Below are 20,302 nucleotides of genomic sequence, written 5' to 3' on the forward strand. Positions count from 1 at the left end.
CTTTTATTATTGCCTTTTCATTATATTCTGCTGTTCTTCGTTTTTATACTGATTATAAAGATGATAGAGACAAGTTAAAACGTTTCTACGGAACGATAATCGTATTTATTTTTATATCAGGAACTTTATTTGTGAGTTTAGGAATTATTTTGCATAAGGTATTAATTTCCTTGTTTTTTAAAGATATTTCCTTTTATCCGATAGTTTTAATTTCATTACTAACATTAATATTTATTTCAGTTCATATGATCCATCAAAATATATTGCAAAGTATGCAGCAAGGGAAGAAACTTACCAAAATAAATTTGTTAATCTTTGGACTTCAAATATGCCTAAACTTATTTTTTATTGGTATTTTGAAAATGGGAGCAATGGGTATTATTTTGGCAACTTTAATAATAAATGTTGGTTACTTTATTTATATGTTAAATGACCTTAAAAAGAATAATTTAATAACTTTTTGTCTTGATAAAGAAATACTTTCTGAAGCATTAAAATATTCTATACCACTAATGCCACATAATCTTTCAACAGTAATAGCTAGTTTTGTATCTCGTATTTTTATTAATACAAGTGGTTCTTTAGCTTCAGTAGGCCTATATAGTATTGCTTTACAATTCAGTGTGCTAATAGACGGTTTTCAAGTTGCAGTGAATAATGCTTTTACACCATGGTTTTTTGACATGATGAACAAGAATAGCAAAGAAAGTAAAAAGGATATTGTTAGTTATTCAAAATTCCTCTTAATACTTTATTCATTTTTGTATTTGGGAATAGGCCTTTTTTCACCCGAATTGATCCTTTTTTTGACAAATGAAAGATATAGCATGGCATGGACTGTTATCCCTATTCTAGTAATCGCGTATTCAGTAAAATCAATATATTATTTCTTTGTTAATATTTTATTGTATTTCAAGGATGCTGCAAGAAAAATTTTCATAGCAACATTTATAGGAAGTTTTTTTGATATTATTCTAGCTTATATATTGGTACCGAAATTTGGAATGTATGGTGCCGCTTGTGCATTTCTAATAGCAAAAGTTATTGTAGTTACAATAATTGTTTTTATAAGTAAAAAATATAATAATATAGGTTATCGAGTATCTGAAATGGTAAAAATAATTATTCCAAGTTTATTGTTTATTGGTATTGGATTATATCTAAGTTATACAGAATACTTGAATATATTTAGCTGGTTTAATTTATCTTATAAATTAGGGATTTTATTAGTTTATATGGTTTATATATACTTAACTAACAAAAAAATGATAAATAATATTATAGAATCTAGGGAATTTAGGAGGATATTGAGGAGGAAAGTTATTTAAATCAATTACTTAATGGAATGTAGTAACATAAACTCTTACTTAAATGTAAGTGAGAGTTGTGGTAACTATTTTATTCGAATAACTCCTACCTTGATAGACTGTAGAAGAAGTATTTCTCGAATAATTTTCCAAAACTTCGAATTATCGAAAAATAAGGAGTGTATTTTACAAAAAAGCAGTAAAGGATGGCGTTACCATGTACAAATTAGCAGTAGCCGGAACCGGTTATGTTGGCTTAGTAGCAGGTGTATGTTTTGCCGAAGTGGGTCATCAAGTGACCTGTGTAGATATAGATGAAAATAAAGTGAACGTAATGAAATCTGGAATCTCTCCAATATATGAAGCTGATTTGGAAGATTTAATGCAAAAGAATTATGCTGCTGGAAGGATTGATTATACGACTGATTATAAATCAGTCTATAAGGATGCTGATGCAATCTTTATCGGAGTCGGTACTCCAGAGCAACCAGATGGTTCTGCAAATCTTTCATACATTGCAACAGTCGCTAGGCAAATTGCTGAATCGGTGGAAAAGGATTGTCTTGTCGTCGTGAAATCTACAGTTCCGGTTGGAACGAATGATAAAGTCGAGCAGTTTATCCAAGACTTTTTAGTTAATGATGTAAAAGTGGAAGTTGTATCGAACCCGGAATTCCTGGCACAAGGTTCTGCCGTGCATGATACACTGCATGCCGAACGGATCATTATCGGAACGGAGAGTAAATGGGCCGAAGAACTGATGCAGAATATTTATGAGCCGTTTCATTTACCGGTGGTTTCAGTCAATAGAAGATCCGCAGAAATGATCAAGTATGCCTCCAATGATTTCCTTGCTCTTAAAATCTCTTATATGAATGATATCGCCAATCTTTGTGAACTTGTTGGCGCGGATATTCAGGATGTAGCTAGAGGGATGAGCTTCGATGACCGTATCGGAAGCAAGTTTTTAAATGCAGGTATAGGCTATGGCGGTTCATGTTTTCCTAAGGATACTAAAGCATTGGAGTATCTGGCAAGACAAAACGGTTATGAACTTAAAACCGTCAAAGCTGCCATTGATGTGAATAAGGATCAAAAGACGATGCTATATAAAAAAGCTAGTAAAAGACTTATTACATTTAACGGTCTGAAAGTAGCCGTGCTAGGATTGACTTTTAAGCCTGGTACTGATGATTTAAGAGAAGCTGCATCTCTTGAGAACGTGCCTTTATTATTAGAGCAGGGTGCCGATATCTATGCTTTTGATCCTGTTGGAGCAGAGAATTTTGCTAGAGTGTATCCAGAAGGTAAGAACGGCAAAGGCAGTATCACCTATGTTTCGAATATAGAGCATGCCTTAGAAAGTGCAAATGTCTGTTTTATTTTTACTGAATGGGGAGAAGTGAAAGCATTAACGCCTGAGACATATAAGACGTTAATGAGGACTCCTTTAGTATATGACGGCAGAAATATCTATAATGTTGAAGAAATGCAAAAATCAGGGGTAGAGTATCACTCCATTGGAAGAAAACCAGCAAGTAGAAAAGGCATAAAGGGGTTGAAACACGTTGAATTACAAGTCCCTAGATCCTAATAAAACATACCTCATCACTGGAGCGGCAGGTTTCATCGGTTTTTTCTTATCAAAAAAACTTTTAGAACAGGGCTGTAATGTGATCGGTATTGATAATATAAATGATTACTATGATGTGAAGCTTAAAGATGCTCGGTTGGAGCAACTTAAACCTTATGAGAAATTTACCTTTATCAAGGGTGATATCTCTGACAAAGAGATGATCAGCAATATTTTTGAAGACTATAAACCTAATATTGTAGTAAATCTGGCTGCACAAGCGGGAGTACGATACTCGATAGAAAATCCGGATGTGTACATTCAAAGTAATATCATCGGTTTTTATAACATACTTGAAGCTTGCAGGCACAATCCTGTGGATCATCTTGTCTATGCTTCTTCCAGCTCAGTTTATGGAGCTAACAAAAAGGTTCCATTTGAAGAAACGGATTTTGTGGACAATCCTGTATCACTTTATGCATCGACTAAGAAATCCAATGAATTGATGGCCCATACATATAGTCATCTGTATAATATTCCTGCTACAGGCCTTCGTTTCTTTACGGTTTATGGCCCTATGGGACGACCTGATATGGCCTACTTTGGATTTACGGATAAGTATTTTGCTGATGAACCAATTAAGATCTTTAATAATGGTGATTTTGAAAATGATCTATATAGAGACTTCACATTCATTGACGATATTGTCGAGGGAATAGAACGTCTTCTATCCAACCCTTCAGTTGGAGATCACAACGTTCCTCACAAAGTATTTAACATTGGAAACAACAATCCTGAAAAATTGATGGCTTTCATTGGAGCTTTGGAGAAATGTTTAAGTAATGCTCTAGGTAAAGTTGTTGAATTTAATAAGGTCTTCGAACCAATTAAACCTGGAGATGTACCTGCCACGTATGCTTCTACGGATTTGCTGCAGAAGGCTGTTGGATTTAAGCCGGAAACTTCGATAGAAGAAGGTTTGCAAAAATTCGTAAATTGGTATGTGGAATATTATAATAAAAAGTAATAACAGTAAACAGATATATGGCTATCATTTTTCGGGTGCCTGTCAACACTAAGAATTTCACTAAAGATTAATAGAGACAGAGAGTTTTTGAGGCTCTTTGTCTTTTTATTAACTTGGTTAGGAATTCTTCTACTATTATAAATGCCTCATGTTCACCTACACTTTCTTTTATTAAAATCCACAACTAGAACAAATCCTAAAAAAACTAAATAGGGATGTGTTTCATGAAAAAAATTATTGGTTTTTCCTTCTGTTTTTTGCTTATTGTTTTCCTCATTTTTCAGCAGAAACATTCTATATCTAACCATAAAGAAAAGATATACGTTGAAGATTTTAAAGGAACCAATGATTCAGCGAAGATTCAGGCTGCCATCGATCATGCTAAGGCCAATAAATTAAAGACGGTTATGCTGGATGATAGGAAGTACACGATTTCATCACCGGTCATCGTCAGGAAAGGTGTTAAGCTGCAATTTGGTTACGGAACGAAATTCATTGTAAAGGGAAACTTCAGGGTGCTTGAGCTTGAGCAGAATGCTTCCATTGAAGGTGCTTATGTAGTGATAAATGATGCTGAATTTAATTCAGAGGTCATTTACTTAGATGGTAAGTATAAATATTATAATACCTGGAACAAAACGCATGTGAAGGATGTAAATATTATAAATTGGTCTGAAAGTAATCAGGGTACTGGGATATCATTATATGCTGGCGGTAAAGAACATGAGATTTCTTTCGTGAATTTTGAAAATATCAAGGTTGCAGGGATGGAGACTGGAGTAAAGTTAATAGCTGAAGAACCGTCTTCTGGTAAGGCCTGGATCAATGCCAATCGTTTTTTGAATCTATCATTAGAAGATTGTGTGAATATGATTTACATGGATAGTAACTCTACAGTACCGAATGAGGTTAGTGGAAATCAATTTACCAACTTACAGATACAGCCTTCAGGCAAAACAAAGAGCATTTTGAAGGTAAGTGGGCAATACAATAAGTTTGAGGGAATGGTTTGGGATCTGGACAAAGTCACACTTCAAAACGAGGTTATTGAATTTACGGAAAATAGCATGGGCACTATCATGGATATCACATCCTTGCCAATTAGCCGAATCACTGACAGAGGTCAGGCCAATATCTTGAATCAATAAATAAAAGCGAAAAGGGTGGTTAGCTAATAGATAGGCACTCACCCTGAAATGCAAATTGGAGATAACATTAATGATCATTAATTTCTGGTACTATTGCTTCTTATCTATGGGGAATAATCCTTTTCTCTTTGGATAACAAGTTAATTTGCCAGTTTTTTTATATTTAATAGTCAGAGCTTTGAAGTGATAATTTGGCCTTGATCATTAATACTCACTTTCCACTTTGTTCCGTTTGGAGAAGCCATTGTCACAGCTTTCCCTTTTTGAAGTTCTATATCTCCATATAATGTTCCGCCAGTAGTCGGCAACCAAGCTGCACCTTGCTGTAGGGATGATCTTGCAAAGATGCGATTAATCCGGAATCGTTTGTGAGCTTGTGTATACCCGCTTAATGTCAGTTTAATTTTATAAAGCGTTTCTGCTCTTGCTTCAGAGATCACCGTGTTACCGGCATTAAATGGGAGATTTTTTGCTATGATCCAAGGTCCATTTAAGCTTTGTTGATATTCAATCAATACGCGACTGGGACTTTCATTCCATCCAAAATAAAGACCAAAGCAATTTAACATTTTAATAGGCTGATTGGTAAAATCCAATTCTATAACAACCGGTTGGGAACTGGGAACATCGAGGTAATTTACACTTTGCTCATCGAGTAAATTGAAGCAATTATTGATATTTCCTCCATAAGGGGCCTTTCCGGAAAGCTGACGTATAGCGTAGCGGACGTTTGCATTTACTAAGATATCGTCTTGATTCCCGACAAGATGGGCTTTTCCTAAGGCAAGAGGTGGATATACTTGGAGGGATTCTTCATGAGGGGAGGTGCATCGATTGTATTGGCCGCGATCAAGGATGGAAGTGGATACCTGATTCGAGCTTAGATAGTTGTGATGGGAAGTGGAGGAGAATTCAATCACGAGCGGGGGATCATCCATACGATAGATATCCCATATGATGCCTTCAAATATATTATAAGCACCTGAGCAGCGAATGACTTTTTTCGTTTGTTTTCGGCATTGAACTTGAAGTCCAGTAAAGGTGTTGCCGGAAATTTCGTAAGGTAGGTCACTGTTTCCTACAATCTCGATACCGTACTGGCAGCCATCTATAAAAATGGACTCGAAGGAGTTGGCATTAATCCAGCAGGGGGTATCTACATTTGATAGTTTTTCGGTTTTTAAATAGAGTGCTGTATGGAAGTTTGTGATTTGGAGGGAGCTAGCCTTAAAGAAACTGATGAAATCCCATGCTTTGTTACAGTATAAATGGATGGCTATACCTTGATACGTTGTTGTACGGTTAATGATATTGATATTGGATATAGATGTATGATTATGGATCTCTATTTGCTGCGCCCCGGAAAGGAAGATGACGGATGAATTGAAGCTATTATCCACTATTTCAATCGTCCCGCCGGAGAGGGAAGCATCCTTTTGTAGCTCAAAAACCTGGAAGTTACCTTTAACTATTAATGTTATTGTCGGATCAATTTCAAGATGGACATTTTGCTTAATGACAATGGGGGAGGAGAGGGTATATTGCTTCTTCCCTGTAATGGCAACTTTAGAGTAGTTATTATCTACACAATAATCAATCGCTGCCTGAATGGCTGGTGAATTATCCGCTAGATTCGGGTTGGCGCCAAAACAATCTATATTAGCAACATCCCTGTTCTGGCAATCCTCAGGGAGGTTGAGTGGGTCTGCCATATATAACACTCCTTTTATGGTGATATTATATAGCATATGCTTGTCCAAAAAAGTATGTATAGGTATAAAAAACAAAAAACAAACGAGGTCATCGTTTGTTTTTTGTTCATTGATAGGTTTTCAGTGTAGAATGAATCATGTTCGAGAGGGAGAAGGATTCTTCTACCTTTTGTCTTGCTTTGCTTCCCAAGCGTTGTCTTAAATCCACATTATCTTGAAGCGTTTTAATTTGTTTGGCAAATTCCTGTTCTGAATGTTGGGAAATGAGAATCCCGGTTTCAAGGTCCACAACCGCTTCTTTAATGCCGCCTACATCCACTGACATAATTGGCGTTCCTGCTGCCATTGCTTCCAGGACAACCATTGGGAAAACCTCTCTAAGTGATGTTAAAAGAAGTAAGTCCATATTGCATATAAATTCATATGGATTGGAGGCATTGCCTAGTAGCATCACTTTATGGCGTAATTTTAAGTCTTTAATCATTTTTTCTACAAATTCTCGCTCCGGTCCATCACCAGCAATATAAAACATCACATTAGGTACATCCTTTAACTCATTAACGATTTTCAAGAAAAGTTCATGATTTTTCTCTTTTGATAAACGGGCTAAAATTCCCACATTGAAGGTTTCTTTAGGCTGTAGTTGTTTATACGAAAAGTGTTCAACATCCACGCCATTGTAAATGGTCCGAATAAGCTCATTCCTAACACCCAGCTGAAGTAAGTTATCTCTTTCAAAATTACTGACAGCAATGATTTGCTCAACATGTTTATTCAGCACCCTTTTAAATAGAAAGGGCACCTTTTTTTCTAGAATGGTTACATTATGCTTGGTGTACACCAGTTTGATATTTCTTCTGGTCAGTTTCTTGATGGCGATCGAGTATAGCAGCATTCGTAAACTATTGGCATGAATGACATCGATATGTTTTAAGCTAACTTCTTTAGTTAGTGTTTTAAGGTTGGCAAGGTGATTCTTTAAGCTTAAAGGAATGAATTGTTGTTTGTTATGAATTTGCTTGTATAATTCGCCCGTCGCAGCAGCAGAGTAAAACGTCATGTTTTCATCCTGGAGATGATTTTCCAATTTGCAAAAGTACATCTCGGCGCCGCCAATTATGAGCTTATCTGTAAGTAGCAGGACATTGTTCATATACCTTATTTCCCTCCATTTAGTAAAGAGGCAGGCTGGGAACCTCTGTTTTTGTTGAATGCGTTATAGGCGTATTTGCTAAAATAAAAGTTAGCTTTAATAAAGTTTAATTTTTCCTGGCTTCGTAAAAGCCTCCAATACCGGTAGGCAGCCTTAAATTTATTTCTTGAAGTAGAGTTATTTACAATTCGATACTTGGATAAGACTTTCGGTAAGCCGTGAGCTATATATCCTTGTCTTAAGAGTAACAGCCATAATGCAGTATCCTCTGGCTGAATATCAGGCATTTCAATATGCTTGATTTGCAGCCTATCAAGCATCACTGTTAAACAGCCAATCGTTGTATTTCCAATCAGATGCTTATAATCCACAGCTTTAGGTGCCATTACTTCAACATCAAGAGAATTTCCTTCTTCATCAATTAAAGAATAAGAGGTGAAAGAGAAAGCGAGATTTCCCTTTTGCATAAAAGCAACTTGTTCTTCCAATTTAGTTGGAAGCCATAAATCATCACTATCTAGGAACGCGATATAATTTCCATGGGCTTCTTTAATGGCTATATTCCTTGCCATGGCGGCCCCGACATTCTTGGATAATGCGATAAGTCTTATCCGTGAATCGTTCTCAGCATAGGATTTAATGACAGAAACCGAGTCATCCTTTGATTGATCATCAACAATGATCATCTCCCAGTTATAGTAGGTTTGATTTTGGACAGTTTTTATCGTTTCTGTAATAAAAGACTTGCTGTTATACGAAGGAGTTATTACGGAAACTAAAGGTCTGTCATCCTTTTTGCTGTAGGTCACTATATTCCACCTCTTTTCTCTCATATACGGATATATATTTTAAAGTTAGTGCTAAAAAGGAAAAAAATGCTTCATTAATCATGAGTGAAAGTGACATCATCTGTATTAAGAAAGCAAAAAGAGTAAGCACAATGAAGGGCTTTTCTTTGTGTAATTTAGTCTTGAATAAGGTGAGTATGAGCATCAATAGAAAGGAAAGGTAAAAAAGAAAACCAATGATTCCAGACTCTACTAAAACCTCAAGATACGTATTATGAACATATAGCTTTTCATTATGCTCGAAGGCGTAATAATCGGAAAAGTTAAATGCACCGATGCCAAAAAGGGGATTTGACATAAAGTAGTTGATCGCCTGCTCCCATAATTCAAACCTGCCGCTGCCACCATCAGTTGAAAAGTCAGTAATGCGGCTCGTGATGATTTCATTGAAATCTATTTTGATAAGAGACCCAGCAACAAATATCACCGTTAGAAATATTAAGGAAACTGTTAACATTTTAATTTTTTTGGAGAAATTAGCTAAAAGCATGTACAAAACGACCACCAGTACAAGAGCTAAAATTCCACCTCTTGAAAAAGTAAGAAGAGAAGTAATCATACATAGGAGGAAGCCAATTGAATGCTTGAATCCCTTTAAATTGGTTAAATAAAAGGAAAAAAAGATTGTGTTAAAAAAAATGAAGATGTTTGGGTCATCCAGTAAACCGATTAATCTTGGATAATCCCGGTCTAATAATAATCCATATGATGTAATCTCAACACCTGTCGGGAATCTGCCTGTCACCTGTATTCCTATGATGTATAATAATAGACTGCTAATGTTAAAGATGATCCCGACATTTGCAATCGAATTCTCAATGGCACTTAACGTTGTTAGTTCCAATACATATCTCATGATGAAATAACAGCCAAGTACGAGTATCACCCCTAGGATGACCCGAATGCTCGATTCAGGATACTGAGAAAACGCGCCGCTCAGACAATAGGTGAAATAAAATAAAAGCAATAGAATTTCATAATGATAAAGGGTATGAAAATAAAAATCCCGAAAATGAATGCAGAAGAAGATTGCTAGAAAAATCATGTAAATTTTTAAAGAAAAACCGATGGATATATTATATTTACTGAGCGTAATAAAAAATAACAAGAGAAAGACTGACCACATGGAGGTGTTTTTATTAATTAGCAATCTTTCCATTCTCTTTTTGTCTCCTATCTAGTAAATGTTTGGTGTCATTTTTCTTTTTTATGAAGCCAACGATTAATTCCTTGATGCTCTTATCAAGCAGCAAAATTAGAGCAGTGACGAAAATGATGCTAGAAATCATCGCTATAAAAGGATACTTGGATAATAAGTTGTGCATCAGGATGAAACTAATCGAAAAGAAGGTGCCATACGGCAGGATGACCTGGAAGAATACCTTTCTTTTTTCTGGGTTGGCAGCGACATAGCCAATGAATGAGACAATTTCCATGGTTAGGACGGCAAAAGCTGAACCAGCGACAGCATAGCTGATGCTCAGAAAATAGAAGGAAACCAATCCGATGGTGATGGTAATGAATTGGACAATTGTACGACGGTTCTGTAATCCCCTTGTCGTAAGGCCATCAGCAATGGCAATGTTAAAGCCTTGCAGAACGATTATAAAGGCCAATATTTTTAAAGGCTGAACCGCAGATCCCCACTCGGCTCCGAATAAAATGGTCACGAGATAAGTGGCCAAGTGGAATAAGGTTAAAGTCATGCACATGCCTATATAGGACATGATTTTCATTTGCAGGATATTCAATCTTGTGTGTTCTGCAAGCTCCCCTTGGTTGTATCGCTTAAATAAAAGCGGAAAAAAAGCGCCTGCGATGACCCCTGGTATTTGGTATAAAGCAGAAGGAATCCGATAGGCTACTGCAAAGAGACCGACAAGCGCTAATGGCAGTGTTTTTTCCAGCACCAATGGACCCAACTGTGGGGTTAGCATAATAAATAACCCACTGATTAAAAACGGACTAAGATTCATTAATAATTGTTTTTCAAAAGGAGATTTCCATTTTAATTCCGCTTTTTTCAGCAGTAAATAAAGGCTGTAAAATCCACCGGCTAAATAAGAGAATCCATATAAAAAGGCTGCTAGATGCACATCCACTTTAAAACCCATACTTACTGTGGTGGAAAGTATTAAAACAAAGGCCGAAAAGATTTTAATCGACGCAATGAATTGCATCCTTTCAGTTAATTGAAAATAGGTTATTCCAATACTTTGCATCGCCAGGCCAATGACCATTGGGATCATAAGGCTATAGATCATATAAATAATTTGTGGTTCTTGATAAAGAACCCGTATGCCGGCAAAGAATACAAAAAAGGTTATTAGCGAGCAAACAATTCGAATCTTAATATAGGAAGAAAAGGTTCTTCCTAAGTTATCCTTTTTTGATCCTTCCCTTAGAAAAGTATTACTTGTTCCAAGGTCAGTAAAAAAGTTCATGACCATGGCAAGAGCTAATGCCACACTGAAAATCCCATAATTCTTTGAGTTAAAATAATTTGCTAATAAAATGAGTGTGGCTGCATTAAGAACATTAGAGAGAATTGTACTGTAAAATAAATGGACAATATTTTTTAAAATAGAGTTCTTCTTTGTATTCACTTTTTTCGCTCCCGATTTTATGACAATAAAGTCGTTGGCTTAAGTAGTGGTGCAGGGGAATGAAGTGATTTTGTGGTTAAAGCAGGCTGATTTTGATTTAAGTAATAATCATATGTGCTCGCAAGACCCTTTTCAAGTGAATGAGCTGGGTGCCAACCCAATTTTTGAATGGTCGTTTTATTACAGAGTAAGCTTTCTTTGATGTCACCATTTTTCGCTGGCTGATAAATAGGAGATAAATCATGGCTGCCAAATGATTGAATAAGCGAGAATAATTGATTGATGCTTGTACTGGTGGTCGATGAGACATTGAAGGTGCCGCTTCCTTCAAACTCCAATGCTTTCAAATTGGCATCTGCCACATCTTTAACATAAATGAAATCTCTCGTTTGAGTGCCGTCTCCATATATAATTGGCCGCTCATTATTTATGACAAGATTAGTGAAAATCGATATAACACCGCCTTCACCGCTTGCTGTCTGCCTTGGTCCATATACATTACTGTATCGAAGATTCACATAATTTAAATCGTATAATTCTTTACCAAGCTTTAGATAATCCTCTGCCGTTTTTTTTGATGCTCCATAGGGTGATAATGGAGAAGTGATATGTGATAAGGTAATTGGCATGGTATCTGCATTACCATAAACAGCCGCAGATGAAGCAAACACAATCTTTTTAACATTAAACTTGTGAGAGAGCTTAGCGATGTTTATCGTTCCCATGATATTGATCCTTGCATCATTCGTAATATCCGAAATGGATTGTTGTACACTCACCTGCGCAGCTTGATGAATGACATAGTCAGGCCTAAATGTCTCCATCGCATTTTCAAGCAGGACCTCATCTTCAACATTACCAAAGAAGGGAGTGACTTTGGCCTTAACATTCCCGATAGAGCCGGTAGAGAGGTTATCATATATAGCCACTTCATAATTATTACGGATTAATGTATCGACAATATGAGAGCCAATAAATCCAAAGCCTCCAGTTACTAGTACTTTATTCATTTTCACTACCCCTTTTTTAGATTATCTAGCTCCATTACCAGTAAAGACTATGGTCAATGTTCGGAACATAATCTTGATTTCCATAGCAAATGAGCGGTGTTGAATATAATATAAATCAAAAACCAGCTTTTCTTTTGGGGTTAAATCATACCCGCCATTTACTTGTGCCCAACCTGTTATTCCAGGTTTCACATATAAACGGTTTTTAAAGCCAGGCAATAACTTTTCGAATTCTTTATAGAAATATTCTCTTTCAGGTCTTGGTCCGATGAGCGACATATCTCCTTTTAAAACATTAATAAGCTGAGGGATTTCATCAATGCGCGTTTTTCGTATAAAGGCTCCTATTCTTGTAACCCTAGAGTCATTTTCACTTGCCCATCTAGGTCCATTTTTTTCAGCATCGATGCCCATGGAACGCAGCTTAATCATATTGAAAGGCTTCCCATCCAGGCCTAGTCTTTGTTGATAAAAGAAAGGGGAGCCAGTCGAATCAATAGGGATAAGAATGCAGAATAAAAGTAAAATAGGTGCTGTAAGTATCAGCATAATAAACGAGATGATTATATCCATGGCGCGCTTTATATAAAAATTAGATGTTGTCGATAGTGGCTTTATCAGGATTTCTTCCTGCCTATCGACTCTGACTTTCGAATCCACTGGTTATCCTCCCTGAGTTAAGAAATGATCATAGAACCTGAAATCTCAAGATTTGCCCTTTCAAATTGCATTTTCACCCCTGCAATTTTCTCTAACTTATCTCTTCCCTCTTGTATCGCCAAAATGATCCCATCACAATATTTAGCAATGATATTTGCATCAGGTTTATGTAAACTATCTGATGTATGAAATAAAATGAGGTCAAAATCCTTCTTCCACTTTTCAATCAGAGTTGGAAGGGTCCCCAATGTTAATAAAGTTGCTGGTTCATAAATGGCTTCGCTTGTAGGTATACAGAATAGATGACCCTTTATATGTATAGCATGATCGTTAATGGGCTTCTCATTTAAAAGCAAGTTGGTCAAACCGAATGAATTATCAATATTAAACACCTGATGCAGTGAAGGCTGACGCAGATTAGCATCCACTACCAGCACCCGTTTACGCTGCTCAGAAAAGGCAAGTGCTAAGCACGCAGTAGCATTTGGAATATTCTGTGATTGTGAAAGAGAAGTAATCAGTAAAACCGAATCGCCTTTTTGAAGATTCGTCTCGATATTGGTACAAATCGAATAAAATTGCTCTTTATTAATTTCATTTAGATTAAAGGATTGTTTCCTTGATTTAATACTCACTATATTCACCTCGTTTTGTGGAAGGTAAGGTTTTATAAGTTGTTTTACGTTTTCTGTTTATCCTTTTGGTATTTAAATCAAGCCTCCCCAATAATGGAATGCCAAGAAGTTCAAGCTCCCTATCGGAGTATGTCGAATCATCAAAGTGTTCTCTAAGAATTGCTAAGCCTATTCCAGCGAAAAAGCCTATTACGATTGAAATGGCTATGATGAATTTTGGCTTTGGGAAAAGCAGTTCTGCTTGTCCACGTTCACTATCATTGAGAATACTAATTTGTTTAACACTTGTAAGATTTTTGAATTTTGCTATTGAATGCATCGCGACAGTCTGGGCGATGTCCTTAGCGGATTCAGGATTGGAATCCTTGACGGTAATCGTGATGATTTGTGAATTATCTCTATTGGTAATGGAAACTTGCTTAAGTAAGTCATAGCTCGAAGTCTTAAGGTTCAATTCCTCTTTAACTCCGATCATGATTTGCGGACTTTTAATGATGTCCATATAAGAAAGGGCAAGTTGTCTGTTTTCTTGAACTTTGTTTATGGAAGCTTCCTTTTCACCTATGCTTAAAGATCCTGCCAGAACTTGAGTGGAATACTGATATGTTGGTTTCATAAGGTACATGGACGAAAATATAATGAAACCAGTAATACAAAGGGTAGATAGAATAATGATAAATATTCTCTTTTTTAAGATTCGTAAAAAATCTTTAATTTTTACTTTTTCATTCATCAATTTCACCACTTTTTTAGAGATAGTAAGAATACGTTCAAAACTTGCAAAGAATTTTTTAGTAAAGTACGCAATTATCCTATTTTTCGTTTTAAAGCTATGTAATCTTTGGATATTTCTTTTTCTTGTTTATTTCTTGTGAAATACGATCCGAGCCTCATGCATGGTTTTTCCACGAGCAGATAGGACGCTGAAGAGAGTAAAAAAGATAAGAAAAATGAAAAAGTCAATATTAAACCGGTTGGCAGCTTGTTATAGAATAGGTACATCAAGGAGAATAAGGATATGAGATGGTACAAATACAAACTATATGAAATTTTCCCGAGAAGTTTTAGCAATCTAGACCTTAAGACCGTCGAAATTTTTTTGGAACATACGCTCATGATGATGAAAATGCAAACACCGAACGAGACCACATAATCCCTGAAAATATAATTGTTTAAAAAGTCCACTTCGCCAATAATGCCTTCGTACATAAAACAGATAATTGCCCCCAAAAACAATGCGACTTTTACAGATTTATTCATTTTCAAGGTATAGGCAAAAAGTTCATGTCGATATTTTGCTATTATTGCTCCCATTAAAAAAAGAGTGCTATAGTGAAAACTTAGAAGAATGCTGGTTATATCTACACTGGAACCAAACAAATATAAACACAAAGTCGATGAAAAAATTAAAACTAAAAGCCATAATAAAGAGTTTTTAAGCCTTTTTCGTACAAATAAATAAATCAGTACAGGAAATATAATCGAAATTCTCATTTCGTGGACAAGGGACCATATAACATTGTTATAGGCGTCTGTATTGTACTGTCCAATAAACAAAAAATGTTCTATTAATAAGGAAGGAGTATCCAGGCCTGTCCAAGATTTACTAAACCAGTTAGTGATAAAGGGTAAATCATTTTGATTTAAAAGCATTTTAGCTAATATGGCCATGCTTATTGCTACTAGATATGGTAAATAAATTCGAAACACTCGTTTTATTAAATATGTAGAATAGTGGAATTTAGCACTGTTAACTGATAAATACAAAACAAAACCACTCAATACAAAGAATAGAATGACAGACTCATTTCCACTACTGAAAAAAAGGCGTAGAGGAGTTTCCTTGAATAAATAAATCAAGTAGGTGCTGTTTGAATCATACTGATAATTAGCATATGAAGGGTATACCATCAAATAATGCCCGATTAACACAATGAGAGCGGCTAAACCCCTTAATGAGTCAAATTCCTCATATCTAGTCATATCCTCCTCCATATGAATCGTTTTTTTTTATAATATAGCACTTGTTCTTAATAAAGTATAGTTAGTTCTTTAAAACAGACAAAAATAGACAAGAAAATATAAAGTTAACCATTATATCCTAATTTTCATGCTCGGTTATGTAATGTTTAATGGGGGATAAAACCTCTGGACATTAGTTGGAGAGAGTTGGAACATAATGCTCTGAAACAAGGGATTTTGGACATGACTAAATACTGTTCCTAAATCTACATATGGTATGCAGTCAGGGATCAGAGAGGGAAACATAAAGTAGAAGATGAGGGATACAAATGACTAGAATAGATTAATAATGAAACTAATTGACATAGTAATGTAGAGGTGGTAAGTTCAATTTAATGATTCGTTATAAAGAACAAGATGTTCGTTTTGTTTAAGATATAACCTGTTAATTCTATCGGAAGATTTAAAATTAAGTAACAAAAAATGTAAAAAATAGATTTAAATATAACCTGTCATTTTTAAAAGCAAAAGCTCAATTAATAAGTTACAGAAGAAAGGATGATTTTTAATGCCTTTATACCAAATGAGAGAAATATGGACACCTTTAAAATTAGTTGGAGTTAAGTTTTTTAAAACAGAAGAATGAACTATTTTTATGAAAGTTTTTAATAAACGTCGAAGGAAGTTAAAGTAATTATTATTGCTCGTCAAGCTTGTTTGTGATTTCCAAACCTAGTTGTTTTTTTGAAGAATATTGTAGAATGATGACGGAAATTAACGAAAAGTATTTTAATTAACCGTCAGATTCTTAAGTATAATTAAAGTGAATGTAGTAATAAAGACTTAGCGAAAAATGTCATAGGGTATTCGACTTCGTAAAAGATAGAATCGTATATTTTGTGCCATAATACTAAATGGAAAACCATAATGTTAAATATTCTTGAGAAAGGCAAACCTATTGAAAAATAGGGACGCAAAATTACAGGTCTAAGGCTTTGCTAAGACGGCTGTGTTACCACAAATTAGGCGGAATTTGTCATGGAAGCAAACAATGAATTTGAAGAATGGGTTTCTTTAATGCTAGAGGCGAAAAATTCAGGCTTGTCCATTGAAGATGTTAAGGATTTTATCGTAGAAAATGGATCAAGAGAAAAACATTATATCATTTGGTAAGCAATATGTACCTTAGAGGAGGCTGCTATACAGCCTTCTTTTTTTGTTTTCATTACAGGAAATTACCGTAAAGGTATCTAGAATAAAGAGTATGGGGACAATAATAAAAATAAAACCTAATAGAGGGGGATTTTTATTATGGATGGACTTAATGCTTTTATGAAGGGATTAATATGGGGAACTTTATTCAGTGTACCGTTATGGCTGTCATTCTTAGGTTGGATAAAAATAATCATGAATTTTATTAAGTAAGTGCTTAATTAAAATGATGCCAAGGCAGGATTTTATTATCATAGAATTTAGTTATTGTACATAATTCGTTAGTCGCAACCTTCTGCAAATTTAAGAAATATAACCTATAAAAAATAGTTAATAATACTTAAATGTATTTGATAATGTGCCGATACTACACTATAGAGATTAAGCCGAGGACTTCGCAAAAGAAGATGCCAGATAGCTGCCATCAGAGTAAAAGGAGATTATTTGATGACAAAAAACAAATTCATTACGTTCGAGGAAGTATATGAAAAGAAACAGAGAAGTAAGAGAATTTTTATTGGGACTTATATTACTATTATTTTAGTTTTGATTTCAGTAATGACTTATTTTATGGGGCAATCATAATTTTGGGTATGGAAGGGGCTGAGGAATCGGTCCTTTTTTGTTTTTTTATCTGTACATATTGGCTAGTGGTATTCATTCCTACTGAATATTTTAGAAAATGTTAATTTTCTGTGATTTTTCTGTATTATAGTAGATTCAGCTTGCCATTCTCTACTATAATAAAAGGGCTATATTCCTTCTTTTGAAAAAAGATTAGGGACAACTTATGAAATGGTGGAGTGGAAATTTGAAATGGATTTTTTTGATATTTTAAAAGACACTTTTGCAAAAGGTGAGTCTGGACAAGATGTTACTGTGAATGAAATGGTGGAGGAGATTAAGGAGAAATTAAGTGGGATCATTGAGGAACCTGAAAGAATATGATCCATAAATACCTCTTCCCCATTTTGCTCGTTTTATGGGCGATGGTCATCTTCTTTTTTTCCTCGCAGACATATGAGGAGCAAAGCATTACCCCTTTTTTAGCACAGTTCAATACGCCATATTGGTATGATAAGCTAAGTGGCATCTCATTTATGTATGGAGGGGTTGAGGTGAGTGCCCAAATAGCTGGAGTAAATGGCTTTCTGGAGTTTTTCCTTCGGAAGGGTGCCCATCTTTTTATCTTTTTTGTGTTTGGATTATTGATGTATCGTGTTTGGGGCCATTTTGTTAAGAATCCTGTTCTTTCGTTTTCAGGCGCTCTTATATGTGTCCTTTTTTATGCGAGTGCGGACGAACTTCATCAAAAACTAACCGGTGGCCGAACTCCCTTGTGGCAGGATATCATGCTGGACACGTTTGGCGGTTTGCTAGGAATCTTCTGTTTTCTTTTCTTGTATCGATGGAGAATGCGTCATCGAATCTGAAGAACTCAGTTCTAATAATTTTAATTAAGGAGCATGTCTTACAACATGCTTCTTTTTTATGGTTTTCATTTATATATATAAATGAAAGATAACCTGTGAGGGTGATGAGGGTGATGAGACAAAGTAAGATTTCAATAGGAGTATTGACGGCTACTCTCGTGGTTTTAATTGCAGGAGTGTGTATCATTTTTCTTTTTCCGAGCGGATCAAAAAGCGTGGTTGAAGATTTTTATGAGTATGAAAGTGAAGCGGAGTTCGGGAAGTCCTGGGACTTGTTAAGTTCTGAAATGAAGCATCGGTTTCCGAATCGGGCAGATTATGTGCAAAATCGGTCACATGTATTTTTACAGCATATGGATGTGGAGTCCTTTCAATATGATGTAGGCCGTTCTAAGAAAGTGAAGAACTGGAAGTTGGATAAGAGTGGAAGGCTGCATAAAACGGCCTATGAAGTTCCAGTTACACAGGTCTTCAATTCTCGCTATGGAATGTTTACTTTGGAACAAAATTGCTATGTCGTCAAAGAAAAAGGCGAATGGCGTTTGTTATGGGATTATCAGTTTGAATAGATTCCTCTCCTTTTTCAGGCTCAAGTTCGTTTTATTGAAAAGGGAGAGGCAATGCTCTCATGTAATGCCGATTGGATTTACTTCTCATGAAACATATTTCATTCTTGAACGATCACTGATGGCTTTCAGAATGAACATTTTGTCCTGTGTGCTTAGCATAGCCCAGCTGCCTGCTTTGATTTTCATTTAAATACACTCCTTTTGTTTTGGTTTATTTATGATAGTTGATGAAAGTTGGTTGTGGAATTCCAGGTCCAAAGAATAATTGTGTCTAGTGATGAAAGGGGCAAGGGGAGATGGAATATTCAGCTCATATTAGATTATACCGTCTTTTAATGCCTAATAAACAACAAAAATTCCAACAAATCTCTACAATTGGTGTTCGTTTTTTGTCAGAATATTGGACAGGGAAAATGAAAAAGCTGTCAGGATGCGGGTCCGGACAGCTCTTTCATTTTTTCTTATTTAATGGATAATTGTTCTTTTAATTCGGATTGAACCTTTTCTTTTTCTTCATCCGACACAATATAATAGTAGATTCCGTCGATTTTCGTTCCGTTGCCGTTTATGGATGATTGGGTAATGCTTTTGCTTGCATCCCTGTAGTTCTTTTGGATGTCCATCATGTCATCAAACGTCAAATTAGTCTGGATATTATTACCGAGTGCATCGAAGACTTCATCGTATTTCGTCAGGGAGGAAAGGCTTGCGCCTTCCTTGATGACTGCTTCGATGATGGCACGTTGTCTGGATTGACGGCCAAAATCACCACTTGGATCATCATGTCTCATTCTTGAATAGGCAAGGGCTTCTTTCCCGTTAAGGTTCTGCGTTCCTTTTGCAAAATGAATGCCATCGGAGGTGAAGTCCAAATCGTTCTGAACGGTCACGCCGCCGACTGCGTCAACGATATCCTTGAAGCCTTCCATATTGATCTTCATATAATAGTCGATTGGGATATCAAGGAAGTTTTCAACGGTATCCATGGACATTTTCGCGCCGCCGAAGGCAAATGCATGGTTGATTTTATCCTGTGTACCATGACCGACGATTTCGGTCCGTGTATCACGCGGAATGCTTAGCATTTTGACCGATTTCTTTTGTGGATTGACTGTCAAGACGATCATTGTATCTGAACGGCCTTTGTCGCCATCACGTTCATCGACACCAAGCATGAGCATAGAGAATGGCTCCTGATCTGATAGTGCAAGGTCTTTCGTTCGCTTATCCGTGGTACGATCTATTGGTGTATGCATCGTGTCAACAGTTTTAGTCAGATGATTCCATACGGAGTAGGCAAAAGCTCCCCCAGCTAAGACGAATAGTAGGACAATTATCCCGACTACCTTCAGCCATGTCCGTTTCTTTTTCTTCTTTTTTTCATATCTCATATTTTACTTCCTTCCTCATTTTGTAACCACTTCATCTATTATATTTAATTTCATAT

The 20,302-nt window shown here is 35.8% G+C and carries 19 protein-coding genes and 1 riboswitch; of the genes, 8 read left to right on the forward strand and 11 right to left on the reverse strand.

Going from position 1 to position 20,302, the window contains the following annotated elements; all coding sequences use genetic code 11:
* From ACFRAK_RS26235 to ACFRAK_RS26250, 4 genes are all read left to right on the forward strand, one after another.
* Window positions 1–1,328 (forward strand): oligosaccharide flippase family protein (locus ACFRAK_RS26235; RefSeq protein ID WP_394572805.1); only part of this gene is annotated, 1,328 nt, incomplete at its 5' end.
* 196 nt (window positions 1,329–1,524) lie between these two features.
* Window positions 1,525–2,901, forward strand: a complete 1,377-nt coding sequence (locus ACFRAK_RS26240) for a UDP-glucose dehydrogenase family protein (RefSeq protein WP_394572806.1) — start codon at window positions 1,525–1,527, stop codon at window positions 2,899–2,901.
* On the forward strand, window positions 2,876–3,907 hold the full coding sequence (locus ACFRAK_RS26245) for an SDR family NAD(P)-dependent oxidoreductase (protein ID WP_394572807.1): 1,032 nt from the start codon (window positions 2,876–2,878) through the stop codon (window positions 3,905–3,907). Before ACFRAK_RS26240 ends, ACFRAK_RS26245 begins: the two co-directional genes overlap by 26 nt.
* Before the next feature lie 224 nt (window positions 3,908–4,131).
* Window positions 4,132–5,055 (forward strand): hypothetical protein, encoded by a 924-nt coding sequence (locus ACFRAK_RS26250; protein WP_394572808.1) that lies wholly within the window; start codon window positions 4,132–4,134, stop codon window positions 5,053–5,055.
* A gap of 170 nt (window positions 5,056–5,225) precedes the next feature.
* On the opposite strand, the gene ACFRAK_RS26255 is transcribed toward ACFRAK_RS26250, so the two are convergent.
* From ACFRAK_RS26255 to ACFRAK_RS26300, 10 genes are all read right to left on the reverse strand, one after another.
* Window positions 5,226–6,767 carry a glycoside hydrolase family protein gene (locus ACFRAK_RS26255; RefSeq protein ID WP_394572809.1) on the reverse strand — a complete coding sequence of 514 codons (1,542 nt, stop codon included), beginning with the start codon at window positions 6,765–6,767 and terminating at the stop codon, window positions 5,226–5,228.
* A gap of 106 nt (window positions 6,768–6,873) precedes the next feature.
* Window positions 6,874–7,920 (reverse strand): glycosyltransferase family 4 protein, encoded by a 1,047-nt coding sequence (locus tag ACFRAK_RS26260; RefSeq protein WP_394572810.1) that lies wholly within the window; start codon window positions 7,918–7,920, stop codon window positions 6,874–6,876.
* Window positions 7,921–7,925: 5 nt separating this feature from the next.
* The gene (locus ACFRAK_RS26265) at window positions 7,926–8,729 is read right to left on the reverse strand and encodes a glycosyltransferase family 2 protein (RefSeq protein ID WP_394572811.1); all 804 of its coding nucleotides are present in this window, start codon (window positions 8,727–8,729) and stop codon (window positions 7,926–7,928) included.
* Window positions 8,707–9,927 carry an O-antigen ligase family protein gene (locus ACFRAK_RS26270; RefSeq protein ID WP_394572812.1) on the reverse strand — a complete coding sequence of 407 codons (1,221 nt, stop codon included), beginning with the start codon at window positions 9,925–9,927 and terminating at the stop codon, window positions 8,707–8,709. The genes ACFRAK_RS26265 and ACFRAK_RS26270 overlap by 23 nt, the downstream gene beginning before the upstream one ends.
* On the reverse strand, window positions 9,908–11,374 hold the full coding sequence (locus ACFRAK_RS26275) for an oligosaccharide flippase family protein (protein WP_387604362.1): 1,467 nt from the start codon (window positions 11,372–11,374) through the stop codon (window positions 9,908–9,910). Before ACFRAK_RS26275 ends, ACFRAK_RS26270 begins: the two co-directional genes overlap by 20 nt.
* 17 nt (window positions 11,375–11,391) lie before the next feature.
* Window positions 11,392–12,384, reverse strand: a complete 993-nt coding sequence (locus ACFRAK_RS26280) for an NAD-dependent epimerase/dehydratase family protein (protein ID WP_387604360.1) — start codon at window positions 12,382–12,384, stop codon at window positions 11,392–11,394.
* Between the two features lie 21 nt (window positions 12,385–12,405).
* Window positions 12,406–12,957 (reverse strand): sugar transferase, encoded by a 552-nt coding sequence (locus ACFRAK_RS26285; RefSeq protein ID WP_387604492.1) that lies wholly within the window; start codon window positions 12,955–12,957, stop codon window positions 12,406–12,408.
* A gap of 104 nt (window positions 12,958–13,061) precedes the next feature.
* The gene (locus ACFRAK_RS26290) at window positions 13,062–13,679 is read right to left on the reverse strand and encodes a CpsD/CapB family tyrosine-protein kinase (RefSeq protein ID WP_394572813.1); all 618 of its coding nucleotides are present in this window, start codon (window positions 13,677–13,679) and stop codon (window positions 13,062–13,064) included.
* Entirely contained in the window at window positions 13,669–14,412 is a 744-nt protein-coding gene (locus ACFRAK_RS26295) for a YveK family protein (protein ID WP_387604356.1), read from the reverse strand. Before ACFRAK_RS26295 ends, ACFRAK_RS26290 begins: the two co-directional genes overlap by 11 nt.
* 74 nt (window positions 14,413–14,486) lie before the next feature.
* The gene (locus ACFRAK_RS26300; protein ID WP_387604354.1) at window positions 14,487–15,662 is read right to left on the reverse strand and encodes an acyltransferase family protein; all 1,176 of its coding nucleotides are present in this window, start codon (window positions 15,660–15,662) and stop codon (window positions 14,487–14,489) included.
* 917 nt (window positions 15,663–16,579) lie between these two features.
* Window positions 16,580–16,661, forward strand: a riboswitch (cyclic di-GMP riboswitch).
* 18 nt (window positions 16,662–16,679) lie between these two features.
* On the opposite strand from ACFRAK_RS26300, the gene ACFRAK_RS26305 reads away from it, so the two are divergent.
* From ACFRAK_RS26305 to ACFRAK_RS26320, 4 genes are all read left to right on the forward strand, one after another.
* Window positions 16,680–16,814: an anti-repressor SinI family protein gene (locus tag ACFRAK_RS26305; protein ID WP_260284785.1), complete on the forward strand. Its 135-nt coding sequence runs from the start codon at window positions 16,680–16,682 to the stop codon at window positions 16,812–16,814.
* Between the two features lie 855 nt (window positions 16,815–17,669).
* A complete protein-coding gene (locus ACFRAK_RS26310) occupies window positions 17,670–17,801 on the forward strand; it encodes a YwzD family small protein (RefSeq protein WP_260284782.1) in 132 nt (43 codons plus the stop codon).
* Window positions 17,798–18,286, forward strand: coding sequence for a VanZ family protein (locus ACFRAK_RS26315; protein WP_387598179.1), 489 nt, complete (start codon window positions 17,798–17,800; stop codon window positions 18,284–18,286). Before ACFRAK_RS26310 ends, ACFRAK_RS26315 begins: the two co-directional genes overlap by 4 nt.
* A 113-nt stretch (window positions 18,287–18,399) precedes the next feature.
* Window positions 18,400–18,855 carry a hypothetical protein gene (locus tag ACFRAK_RS26320; RefSeq protein ID WP_387598176.1) on the forward strand — a complete coding sequence of 152 codons (456 nt, stop codon included), beginning with the start codon at window positions 18,400–18,402 and terminating at the stop codon, window positions 18,853–18,855.
* A 461-nt stretch (window positions 18,856–19,316) separates the two neighbouring features.
* Here ACFRAK_RS26320 and tagU read toward each other — a convergent pair whose 3' ends face one another.
* A complete protein-coding gene (gene tagU / locus ACFRAK_RS26325) occupies window positions 19,317–20,246 on the reverse strand; it encodes a polyisoprenyl-teichoic acid--peptidoglycan teichoic acid transferase TagU (RefSeq protein WP_387598173.1) in 930 nt (309 codons plus the stop codon).
* Window positions 20,247–20,302: the final 56 nt, after the last annotated feature.

Source organism: Peribacillus sp. NPDC056705 (assembly GCF_043656335.1).